6 protein-coding genes are annotated in these 12,410 nt (G+C 36.1%); 5 read left to right on the forward strand and 1 reads right to left on the reverse strand.

The features are described from left to right. Nucleotides 1-70: 70 nt before the first annotated feature. On the reverse strand, nt 71-3,265 hold the full coding sequence (locus tag H6G08_RS31760; RefSeq protein WP_190550459.1) for a CHAT domain-containing protein: 3,195 nt from the start codon (nt 3,263-3,265) through the stop codon (nt 71-73). A 328-nt stretch (nt 3,266-3,593) separates the two neighbouring features. Between H6G08_RS31760 and H6G08_RS31765 the strand changes: the two genes are divergently transcribed. From H6G08_RS31765 to H6G08_RS31785, 5 genes are all read left to right on the forward strand, one after another. After that, complete coding sequence (locus H6G08_RS31765) at nt 3,594-4,988, forward strand: hypothetical protein (RefSeq protein WP_190550461.1); 1,395 nt, start codon at nt 3,594-3,596, stop codon at nt 4,986-4,988. Nucleotides 4,989-4,992: 4 nt separating this feature from the next. Further along, entirely contained in the window at nt 4,993-6,243 is a 1,251-nt protein-coding gene (locus H6G08_RS31770) for a DUF1822 family protein (RefSeq protein WP_190550468.1), read from the forward strand. 357 nt (nt 6,244-6,600) lie between these two features. Continuing rightward, nucleotides 6,601-9,117 (forward strand): CHASE2 domain-containing protein, encoded by a 2,517-nt coding sequence (locus tag H6G08_RS31775; RefSeq protein WP_190550469.1) that lies wholly within the window; start codon nt 6,601-6,603, stop codon nt 9,115-9,117. Further along, nucleotides 9,110-9,853: a DUF928 domain-containing protein gene (locus H6G08_RS31780; RefSeq protein WP_190550470.1), complete on the forward strand. Its 744-nt coding sequence runs from the start codon at nt 9,110-9,112 to the stop codon at nt 9,851-9,853. Before H6G08_RS31775 ends, H6G08_RS31780 begins: the two co-directional genes overlap by 8 nt. A 341-nt stretch (nt 9,854-10,194) precedes the next feature. Next, complete coding sequence (locus H6G08_RS31785; RefSeq protein WP_199322818.1) at nt 10,195-12,357, forward strand: caspase family protein; 2,163 nt, start codon at nt 10,195-10,197, stop codon at nt 12,355-12,357. The last annotated feature ends 53 nt before the right edge of the window (nt 12,358-12,410 follow it).

Raw genomic sequence — 12,410 nt, forward strand, 5'->3', positions numbered from 1 at the left:
GGCTTTATCACCTTCTCCCGAAGTGGGGAGAGGTGATTTAGAAGCTAGTGAAGAAATGATTGTTTGAGATTTACGTCGATTCTCCAATCAAAGTAAACGCCGCCCAATCTTTAGGGTCAGAATATTTTTTCATCGTAATTAACATAGCTTGACGTAGTGCTTGAGCTTTATCAGGTGTCTGCTGCATTTGTCGATAAAACTCCGTCATTAATAACTTGGTAGATTCATCAGGTACACTCCATAAAGACACAATTACACTAGGAACACCTGCTGCAATTAAAGAGCGAGAAAGCCCAATTACTCCATCACCTTTAATATCACCTTGTCCTGTTTGACAAGCACTCAATACTACTAGTTCGGCTTTTAATTTCATGTCAAAAATTTCACTAGCAGTCAACAGACCATTTATCTTTTCGTTTTTAGAGGCGGAAGACTTATCAGGAGCAAGAACTATAGCGCCCGGTATACCAAAGCCAAAATCATTAAGCAATCCATGAGTTGCCAAATGAATAAATCTGGCATTTTCCATCTGTTGCTTGACTACAATTTTGGTAGCGTCTTTACCAGTTAAAGCTTTAGTTTTGAGCATCTGAGCTATTTCACTAGCTTCTTTTTCTGCATTCGGTAAATTTCCTAATTGTTGTTGAAATACATCAGGTATTGTGGGATTACCAACAACTAACGCCCCAGTTCCTGTGACTTGTTGGCGTTGTTTATGCGTAAGTTCTAATACCTGAATTGCTGGCGCAGTCAGAATAGTATGTTTTTCAATTAGGTATTTATTTTGCTCGTCTTTAAGTGCAGGGAAGGGAACTAAAAACAATTCGTTTTGGGGAATGAAAATTACCTTTTCATTGGGATTTGTAGGTAAATATTGAGCAATGGGTTGAATTAACAGTTGATATAGCTTTTCGTTAACGTTATATTCTGATTTAAAAAGGCCACGAGAATCATCTACTACTCCAATAGATAGACGACTGGTTGCAACTAAATTTTTTAAAGGAATATTGATTTCTTGAGATGTAAATTCTATCTCACCAGTTGGTTTAACTACCCAAATATAAATTTTCTGCCCATCCCATGTTCGTTTTTGATCATCATTTTTGGGAAGTTTAGGAACTGTATATTCAACAATAGTTGCATTTTGTTTCTTGGCAATTCTTTGAATGTTTTGAAGTTTTATGGTGGGTGGGATTTCAGTTATTACAGGACTTAATTTGTCATCCCCTTTACCTGATTGCCGACTGTATAGCAATTGAATAAAAGCTCTAGCTCTACCACCTTCAGCTACTTCTAATGCTTCTTCAGGTTTATTAGTGGCAATTAAAACCTTCTGTAACAAATCATAAGCGTGAGTCTGATTATCAAAAATAGTGATTTGAGAATCGTCTGGTAAAACTTCTCGTATTGAATTAAAAACACTGATTGCTCTATATAAAGCAGTAGTAGCTTCAGGTAGCTTTTTCGCAACAATGGCAGTGATACCACTTGCATAAAATACTAGTGATTCTAGCAATTGATCGTCACTTTGCTTGGCAAATTCTCCAGATTGGTTGTAATAATCAATTGCTTTATCATATTTTTCTTGTTGCTCATAAAATTGACCGACATAAAAATACACATGAGGCTTAAATTGTAACCCTTCAAAAGTATCAGTAAGTTTTAGGGCTTTTTGAAAACTTTCCCAAGCACGCTCATTGTCTCCTAATTGCGCGTAAGCTGTACCAATTCTAGAAAGAGTGATTGCTTCTAAATTTGGGTTACCTTTTGTAGGGAATGTTTCTAATTCCTCCTGTGCTTCTTTTAACTCTTTTCTTACGTTCTCTAATTCTGCGGCAGATTTAGCAGATTTGTTATAGATAGTGGGTTGATATTTGAGAGATAAGTTTTTGACTGCGGGAGATGTTTTCGGACAATCCTCTTTTGCCTTATCAGGTTGATTAAGGTGTATATAAGTCAACTGAATCAGTCCACAAATGCCCGTAATTCCTGACTTGACAATTTTTTTGTCCGCCTCAAATATCTGTTGTTCATAACTGTTTACTTTGATTTTATTAGCCAAATTATCAGCTTCTATTAATGTTGCTAATCCTTGTTTATAAAATGTTAATGCTTGCTGAAAATTTTTAGCTTTCAGCATATATATATTGCCCATATTCATTAACATAAATCCTTTGGTTTTTCCTTGATTAAATCTTTTTAAAAGGGAATTATGAACTTCGGAATTCATAATTTTTAGGGCTTTTTCATAATTTGATATTGCCTGTTTTGTGTTATTCAAATTTCCATAGATACTGGCTAAATCTGAATAGGTTTCTCGAAGTTTTGACCGATAATGATTCCCTGTTTGGAAAATGAGCAAAGCTTGTTGAACGGTTTTTAAAGCAGTGGAATATTGACCCTGAGAATTGTATATTGATCCCAATGATAAGAATATGCTTCCTTGTTGAGTGCGATCGCCTATTTCTTTCGCAATAGTTAAAGCTTCTTGATAAACTTCCAGGGAATGATTTATCAATTCATTACCATTTGGATCTTTCTTAAGAAGAAGAAATGTACCCAGTGTATTGTAAAGTCCAGCAAGAGCAGATAGAAGACTGCTTTCTTGTTTGCGAAGACGTAATTTATCTTCAGAAGAACCGTTAGCTTTTCGTAAAGCAACCAAAGCTTTCTCTAAAAAATCAATTGCTTTTACTAAGCCATCCGTGTTTGCAGAAATTGCACCTAAACTTCTCAATGCAAGTGCTTCTGTTTCATAGTTTTTGCTTTGTTGAGCCACTGCTAAAGCTTTTTTACTGTACTGCTTTGCCAGATCAGGATTTCCCAACTTTAAGTAAGCAAGTCCCCAATTGCTCAACACTCTTGATGTTAAATCAGTATCATTAATAGCTTCAGCAATGTCTAAAGCTTTTTGATAGTAAGTAATCGCTTTTTTGTGATCCTCAAAATCACTGTAAACATCACCAATTCTTCTGAGTGCTTTACCTTCTCCCTGACGGTTTTTAATTTGACGATAAATTCCCAAAGCTTTTTCAAAAAGCTTTAACGCCGCTTGATTTTGATAGCTATCGAATAGTTCATAGCCTTCTTTGAGTAGTCTATCCGCTTCGGTTTTGCGATTATTGGTGCTTTGTGCTGATGCTGGCGCAGTTCTCAAGGGTACTAGTTCTAAAGCGCCCAAGGGAAATGTGAGGTATAGCACCAAAGATGCAAGGGTGAGGCTTTGAAAGGGTTGAACTATAGAAAGATAAGGACTACGACGCATAGATGAATTGTCAAGACACTGAAATTACCTACATATATCTTTGGCGGTTGGGGGGTTATGTAAAAGTTTTGTAAATCATCAAATCCATTTTTCGCCAATGAACTCTTAATATCAATCAAAGTGCTGTATCTGAAGCGGAAATGGTTCATCCAAAAAATACATAACTTCAAATTCTCCAAAGATATAGCTAAGTAGAGAATACGGGAGTCCATTAACAGGTAATGTATATTCAGAAATTTGGCAAAATACTGCCGTTTAGACGAGCTAGGTGCGATTTTATCAAACCTAACTCAATCTCACTAGTGAAAACACGAATAAACTATCATTTATGGTAGCCAAAAAGCATCTGAATCGAGCAGGGATAGATAGAGCATCTAAATATTGGCTCTTAATTAGTATCAATAGTTTTGCTCGTAGTTGTTGTCATGAACTGATGCAGAATAAAGCGTTTTTCTTGCAACAGTTTTCCGGGGTACTTGAGCAAGAAAATATACCAGACAGGGATATTCAGCGCCAACTGATACAGTTATATCGTCATGATGGAAATCTTCAGGAATTGGCGCTGGGTTGTCTGCGCTGCTTTATTTCTCACGAATTTAAGGCGATTTGTGAGGGTTTAACTAGTCAATTTGGCAAAACTCATGATTTTACTCTTGAGGAGATGTTACCACTGGTGCTGGATGGCGATCGCAGAAACGCTAATCATGCTCAATCCCTGACTATGAAGATTTTAGAGACTTTTGACCCAGAAAAAAGTAATTTATCAACTTGGACAAACAGGATACTCAAGAGCGATCGCACTGTCAAACAGTTTTTACTAGAACATGGTATCGAACAAGTCACAGATTGGATGATTCTCAACTACACCACACCAGGAAACCTCGCTCGGATTTTATCAAATTACCAGCGCACACAAATTGAAATTGACCGAGCCATCCAACTTCTCAATAGTTATCACCAAATTTATCGCACCCATCTATTACAAATTAGAAAAAATGGTGCTAAAACTAGATATCCAGAGCCGACTTGGAAACAATTGCAACAAATTGCAAATTTATATCAAGAAATCACTGCTCCTGAAGAAATCCGCGAATGTCTGCAAAATCTTGCTCAGTTAATTCGCGCAGAACGCATCCGTGCTAAACAAGGGTTACCTCGTTTAACTCCTTTAGTAGATGATAACCAAATTTTCATTCCCGAAATCTCTGAGGAACCATTAGCATTTTTAGCCAAATATCACCAAAATTTCGAGCAATGTCTGATTAGTGCTGCTTTTTTAGTCATTCGAGCTAGATTTGATTATTTACAAGGTAAAAAGACCCCTAAATCTTTACAAAAGGCAGAAAAATATATTCAAGCTCTGCATTTATTTCATTGTTGCGGAGTTTCAATGACAGAAATTGCTCAACAATTAGATTTAACGGATCAACCAGAAGTGAGTCGATTATTAGCATTGAAAAATTTACGCATTGATATTGGTCGCAATACTTTATCCTGTTTACTTGAATGTGTTAATGATATAGCACAAACTTATGTTCATCCCAGCCAAATACTAGAACTAGACTCAAAAATAAAAGCTATCCTGGATGAAGAAATTCAAGCTGTAATGGAAAAAGCGAGAATAGATGCAAGTACGGGAGCAAAGCAACTCATCCACAACCAGTTGGCTAAAGCTATTTGCGAATATCTCTGCACGCGCATAGAAATTAGAAAAAGGACTTAGTATTATGTATGTACATCATGATGAAACGGATTATTTTTTAGAATTCAGTCAAATTTCTGAATCTATTACTTTAACAGCAGAATATTTTACTGAAGCTAGTAAGCGTAGTTTAAACTATCATAATCAATCGAAACAATGGCAGATTTATTTACAGTTTTTAACTTATTTCGCTTGTAGGGAATGGTTAGCAGAACGGGAACCAACACTGAAAATTAATCAAGATGAATTGATAACTTGGCAAGCTCAATATGCAGATGTAATTAATACTGCATTTAATCTATCTATTGGTAAATTTAAAGTTTGTTTAATTCCCAATCTTGATTTTAGCGATTTAGAGGTTACTATACCCAGAGCATTATTAGATTTACCAGAATTTAATGCTCATTTTTATATAGTTATTAATATTGAGGAAGAAATAGAGTTAGCTATTATCAGGGGATTTTTACGCTATGACGAAATCAGCCAATATCAACCACAACTAAAACCAGATTTAGATTGGAATTATCGCTTACCGCTAGATTGGTTTAACAGCGATGCTAACGACTTATTGCTGTATTTGCAATGTCTATCACCTTCGGCAATTACTTTACCAGAAATTCCGCGCGATCGCCAAAATTTTCTCGCCACAATTTCATCAGAATTATTAACACTATTACTGCAATTACGTAACTCTCCTCTGTGCAAAGTTTTGACTTGGAAACAGGGAATAGAAGTACTAACAACGCCAGATTTATTACAAATTGTCACCCAGCCAGCCGTTAATGTTAGGTCATGGTTAAATCATCAATTACATCAAGCAATCCCAGAATTATCTTGGCAAGTATTAGCACCATTTACACCATTCCTCAGCGCCAATCAAACCCCTGAACAAGAATTAGACAATATTCTCACTCACATTCAAACTACACATAATATAGATATTCCCCCAACAGCAGGGCGAGCTTATCAAGAAATAGAATTAGAATGTTTACTACGCTTATATGCTGTCACTTGGTTATTACCAGATGATAACTCTGGCTGGAATTTACTATTAATTTTGAAGACTATTACAGATAATAACTCTTCTACCTCTGGATTTACATTGCGAGTCATTGATAAAACCGAGATTTTGGTAGAAGAAGAATTACAACCTCAGCAGCAGGATTATATCTTTACTCTCGTTGAGGGAAGTTACGACGATCAATTTTTAGTGAATATTACATCTGCTAACGGACAAACGCAAACATTACCGCCATTAGAGTTTAATGGTCAATAGTCAGTGGTCAATGGTCAATGGTCAATAGTCAATGGTCATTTGTCATTGGTTGGTAGCTTGATAGTTGCTGCTTAATAGTTGGTATCGCTGGCATGTTTGTTAAGTAATATTAAGATATTGCATCTCAAATGATTATTTCTCCGTAAATTTCTACATATCCTCCCCCTCATGAGAGATATGTGAGTTTGAGTAGATAATCTATCTACCAACTTTGTTTAACCTAACGGTAACACGTAGTGTAGGGTGTGTTGTCGCGCAGCGCAACGCACCAAAGTCGAGAATACTACACATACTGACTTTGATGGATTGTATTTATCAAATGACAAATGACAAATGACAAATGACAACTAAAAAATCATGACGACAACGCGAACATTTTTTAACCTAACAGTGACTCGCATTCAATCAGTATGTCAATTTGAATTACAAGGAGAAGGACAAAAAATTACCGAACAAGTTGATTATCCTTTATCATTAACTCAACGTTATGAAGATTGGCAAAGAGCTTATTTAGATTATTATCGACATTTACGGGGACGTAAAACTATCCAAGATTTGCAAAAAAAAGAATTACCTAATATTCATCTGCGTGGCTGGAATGTAATTAATAAAAATTTTCGCGGCAGAAAAGTAATTAGCGGTGTTGGTAAAATTACAGTAGACCGTAGCAAACAACTGAAAGATGCAGAAGCTCAATTTTTAGATGAATTTTATCGCTGGCTGTTGAGTCCTGATTTAATTAATATTCGCCGTGAGATTGCGAATGCGGCGCGAAAATTAGCAGATAAATATCAATCTGTTGAAGTATTCTTAACTTGTAACCCCATAGAAATAGCTAGATTACCTTGGGAAACTTGGGAAATTGGCACAGATTTAGGTATTCCTGAAAAAATTAAAATTTACCGGACTCCGGCGACTATTCGCAATCAACCTATCCGTCCGTTAAAACGTAAAGCGAGAATTTTAGCTATTATTGGCTATGATACGCATTTAAATTTCCAAGCCGATAAACAAGAATTAGAATCGCTGGATTCAATTGCATACATTGAATTTGTTGGTTGGAATACGAAAAAATCTAAAGTACTTAATGCCGATAATGAAACAGAATTAAAAACAGAAATATTTAATGCAATTAATGATAATAAAGGCTGGGATATTTTATTTTTTGCTGGACATAGTAACGAAAATATTTTAACTGGGGGAGAGTTATATGTAGCGCCCAATGTTTCTCTAGGAATTCAAGATATTGCAGAAGTATTGAAAAAGGCGCAAGCTAGAGGACTACAGTTTGCAATTTTTAACTCTTGTAGTGGATTAAATATTGCTGAATCATTAATTAACTTGGGTTTAAGCCAAGTAATTGTGATGCGAGAACCAATACACAATCACGTAGCACGTAAATTTTTAGTGCAATTTGTCAAGAGTTTAGCAGAATTTAAAGATGTTCATCAGGCTTTGTTAGATGCTTGTCAATATCTCAAACAACAAGTTACGCGATTTTCTTACCCTTCTGCTTATCTTGTTCCTTCACTCTATCGTCATCCAGATGCAGAACTATTTCGCCTGAAATCCTTTGGTTTTTGGAATGCGGTTAAAAAATGGTTACCAAAACCAAAATATGAAAGTTGGCTATTATTGCTTTTATTAATTAGTTTACTGCCTAATGTCCAAGATTTTTTCTTAGATAAGCGGATCTGGCTGCAAGCATTTTATCGCCAGTTTACCCATCAATTCTATAAACAAGAGTCTCCTTTAGTTTTAGTAAAAATTGATAATAAATCACTAAATGAAGATAAAATTAAACAAGTTTATCCTTTAGATTATAGTTATTTAGCAAAGATAATTCAAAAACTATCTCAATCGAATTCGCAATTAATCGGTATCGATTATATTTTAGACCAAGGTGGACAGCAACCACAGCAAACTAAACTACTCAATCAAGCAATTCGTGGTGCTGTATCTCAAGAAAATTGGTTTGTATTTGGGGCGTTGTCTACTGAAGATGAAAATATAAAAGAAACTGTCACTGCTGATATCGCCAGTTTGAATTGGAGTATGGCGGGTGATGTTTATATTGCTAGATGGTATGTTGAGTTACCAACAAAGATAAATAATGATAAAAATTACCCTTTTAGCTATCTTTTAGCCTTAGCTTATGCTGTACAACATCAAAAGTCACAAAATTCATTATTTGCTGATTTACCTAAACCTCAATTATCTAGCCAACATGATTTTCGCAATACTATTACTCAACCAATAAAATCGTCAGATGCAAGATATAATTTTTTGCAAAACTTGCGCTTACATCCCTTATCTAATTTGCAACAATCTTTTCAACCAATTCTTGACTTTTCTATTCCTCCTAGCCAAGTTTACAAAAGTATCTCGGCTTGTGAGTTACTTGGTTCTTGCGAATCAACAACCCAAATACATCATGACTTAAAGAATAAGGTAGTAATTATTGTTCCATCTGGATATAAACAAGCGGGAATTAGAGGTAAGGGTGAAGACAATGAAACTGTACCTCCAGCAATTTCTTTTTGGAATGGGTGGGGAGATGGTATATTTTCTCGAAGCGCAGCCCATGCTTACATGGTTCACCATTTACTCACCCAAAGATTAGTTGTACCTGTACCGGATTTTTTGATGATTTTAGTAGGTGCTTTGTTAGGTAAAGCAGTTACTTTAATTATCATTGAAAAACCTCGCAATCAGGTAAAAATATTTAAGATATTCTGGGGTGGATTAGTCATTTATCTTTTGAGTTCATTACAAATTTATACCTCAGCAGCGATTTTACTCCCCTGGTTTTTTCCTTCATTGACTTTCGGTATTTACATCCTAATTGCTACAAGGAGAAACATTCGTGAATAAATTGAAATTATTACAGGCTATTTTGTTAACTAATGTATTGATTGCTAATTTTGGCTTGACAATATCTAGCGCAGCTACTATTAAAAAACAACTACCGCAAAATTCAATTAGTAATCCAAATAATAATTTTATATCCTTGGGACTGAGGGATTTATGGACATTGTTAAGGCGTCCAAAAGTTCCTGCTGGCGGAAGAGAGCCAAAACTTTGCGTCATTTCACCGCAAACTTTAGTAGATTCTACTGTACCAACAAATATAAATGCAAATACGCCTATAGAGATTTGGAGTTTAAAACCCTTATTTCTTTGGAATATAAAACAAGGAGATGTCAAGCTCATTGAGTTATTTAAAGCAGGTGTTAAAGAACGTATTTGGCATAAAGAAATTTCTCCAGGTCAAACCAGCATTATATATGATGGTGAACCACTACAACCAGGTCAGGTATATAATTGGCGGTTACATATTCCTTTCCCTGTAAAACAGCCATCTTTTCAAATTATGGGAGAAGAAAAGCGGAATCAAATTGCTAGTGAATTGCAACAAATCGAAGCTAAATCTAAACAGCAAGGAACTATGACAGAGACGATAGCTTTAGAAAAAGTAGATTTGTTTGTGAATAAGCAAATGTGGGCGGATGCATTAAGGGAAATTTATGCTGTACCAAATCCATCGCCAGAACTAAAGGAGATTCAGCAACAAATTCCCTCTTTTGATTATTGTTCATCAAATAAATAAGTAGGGCGGTGCAATTAAACATAACTGGTGTTCGCGTAGCGTCTCCGACAGGAGAGGGCTGTCATTTGTCATTTGTCATTTGTCATTGGTAAGGGTTTTAAGCCAGTTTACGTAAAATACATAGTTTGGTTTTCTTCCACCGACTTACTTACACCTACTGCTATGAGAGATGATTTAGCAAGTAAGCCTTAAGTTCTAGTCAGTTTAGCACCGAGAAAGATGGTGCGTTACGGCTAATTCTCACTCTCTTAAGTTCCGAAATTTTTTCACAGCCTTAACACACCCTACTTATACCAATTGTCTGTAAAACAAATTGCATTGCAAGAAAGAACATAGTTATTATGAAACGTCGTCATTTTTTACAATTCTCTACCTCAACTTTAGCTACTTTAGGTTTGAGCCAGTTTGATATTTGGCAAAAAGGAAATCGCTATGGACAAGTTTTAGCCCAGGATACAGGACGGAAGCTGGCGTTATTAGTGGGGGTTAATAATTATCCTAAGCTGGAAAGGAGTAATCTTTATGGCTGTATTACCGATGTAGATTTACAGCAAGAATTATTAATTCATCGCTTTGGTTTTAATCCTAATGATATTATGAGATTAACCAGCGATCCAGAAGATGAACCACCTACTCGTAAGAATATTTTAGAAAAATTTGAAAACCATTTAATTAAACAAGCTAAACCAGGGGATGTGGTAGTTTTCCACTTTTCTGGACATGGTTCTCGTCTGGCTGAATTTGACGGGAGTACGGTAAATGATGATGATTATAATAGTACTTTAGTGACAGCAGATGTTGGCAATGAGCCTCTAGCTAGAGATATTACGGGGCGGACTTTATTTTTGCTAGTTTCGGCTTTAAATACAGAGAATGTAACGGTAGTATTAGATAGTTGTTATTCTGGTGGTGGAACAAGGGGAAATTTAGTTATCCGTTCGACTCTGAATAATGATAGAAAAGTATCGGAGGAAGAAATTGCTTATCAAAAAGATTTGATGAAACGGCTGAATATTAATGCCGAAGAATTAGCGAGAAGGCGTAGAGATAATCAGCGTAAGGGTGTAGTTTTAGCCTCAGCGCAAGGAGATCAAGTGGCGGCTGATGCTAGTTTTGGTGATTTTCATGCTGGTGCATTTACTTACTTATTAACGCAATATTTATGGCAACAACCTGGTAATGTAGGTAGTGCGATCGCGCAAGTTACTCCGGTGCTAAACTCAGTCTACAGGCAGACTCCGCGAGTTGATGGGCAAGCAAATCAGCCAGTATATTTTATTAATAACAGAATTCCCCCAACTGATGCCGTAATTATTCAAGGTAATGGCGATAAAGCGACTTTGTGGTTAGGGGGAGTAGATCAGGAAAGTTTAGACACCTTTAGAGAAAAGGCTACTTTTGCAATTGTGAATCAACAGGGTGAAGTCTCTGGAGAAGTAGAGTTAGTTTCTCCGCGTCGCGGTTTAAAAGCGGAAGCAAAACTGATCAAAAAAGATAATGTTACTGCTTTAAAATCGGGAATGTTGCTACAAGAATTAACACGCATAGTCCCCAAAAATTTAAAGTTAAATATTGGTTTAGATCTATCTTTGGGTAAAGATATTAATAAAGCGAAGCAAGCACTAGAATCTATCAATCGAATTCAAGCGATCGCACCCCAAAAGCAAAACCCACCTTATCCCAATGGCGTGCAATATATTTTCAGTCGCATCACACCTGCTTATCGCCAAAAATTGCAGGAGCAATCCCTCACTAAGTTACCAGATGTAAATAGTTTGTGTTTATTTACTGAAGGTGGGGAACTAGTATTAGAATCTTTTGGGAATGCTAGCGAAACAGTAGAAGATGCGGTAAAAAGATTAAATCCAAAATTGAAGTCAATGCTAGCAGCGAGTATTATCAAAAAAACCCTCAATAGCAACTCTTCAGCCTTGGATGTAGAAGCGGGAATATATTTACTTGATGAACCTGGGAAAATGGTAGCCAGAACTGCAACGAAACGCCACCTTAATAATCGGGGAAATGCAGAGGAAATCTATTCTCGCAAGGTGATTTTAAAAAAACAGTTTCAGTTCAGCGTCACAAATAACGAATCAACTCCCGTTCATTTTGCGATTTTGCTATTTGATTCTACTGGTGATTTATTAGTTGTATTTCCTTATGAATGGGCTGTAGCTGAGGAGTCAATGGTATTACCCGCAAATAAAACTGTCAATGTTGGTAATCCCATCCAAGCGATTGATAAAGGTACAGGAGAAGCGTTAATTATCATCAGTAAAAAACCCTTAAAGAATGCAGTCAAGACATTATCAGCTTTAGCCAGAGAACAAAAGCGCGATCGCGGCACATTAATATTAAGAGGTGAAACCAGAGGTGCAGATGAGATAATGGGCGATTTATTGAGCGATTTAACAGATGTGCGCGGTGGGATTGTTGTTCAGCAAGCTACGCCGATAAGTAATTCTGATACCGCTACCTTGTCAATTAGCTTCGATGTTGGTTGATTATAGGTCATTTGTCATTTGTCATTTGTCATTTGTCATTTGTCATTTGTCAT

It is taken from the genome of Calothrix anomala FACHB-343 (assembly GCF_014696435.1).
GTDB classification, from domain to species: domain Bacteria; phylum Cyanobacteriota; class Cyanobacteriia; order Cyanobacteriales; family Nostocaceae; genus Aulosira; species Aulosira anomala_A.

What these genes read in the sequence shown, in the direction of transcription:
- H6G08_RS31760 (WP_190550459.1), bottom strand. Translation starts at nt 3,265, where the DNA reads ATGCGTCGTAGTCCTTATCTTTCTATAGTTCAACCCTTTCAAAGCCTC.
- H6G08_RS31765 (WP_190550461.1), top strand. Translation starts at nt 3,594, where the DNA reads ATGGTAGCCAAAAAGCATCTGAATCGAGCAGGGATAGATAGAGCATCT.
- H6G08_RS31770 (WP_190550468.1), top strand. Translation starts at nt 4,993, where the DNA reads ATGTATGTACATCATGATGAAACGGATTATTTTTTAGAATTCAGTCAA.
- H6G08_RS31775 (WP_190550469.1), top strand. Translation starts at nt 6,601, where the DNA reads ATGACGACAACGCGAACATTTTTTAACCTAACAGTGACTCGCATTCAA.
- H6G08_RS31785 (WP_199322818.1), top strand. Translation starts at nt 10,195, where the DNA reads ATGAAACGTCGTCATTTTTTACAATTCTCTACCTCAACTTTAGCTACT.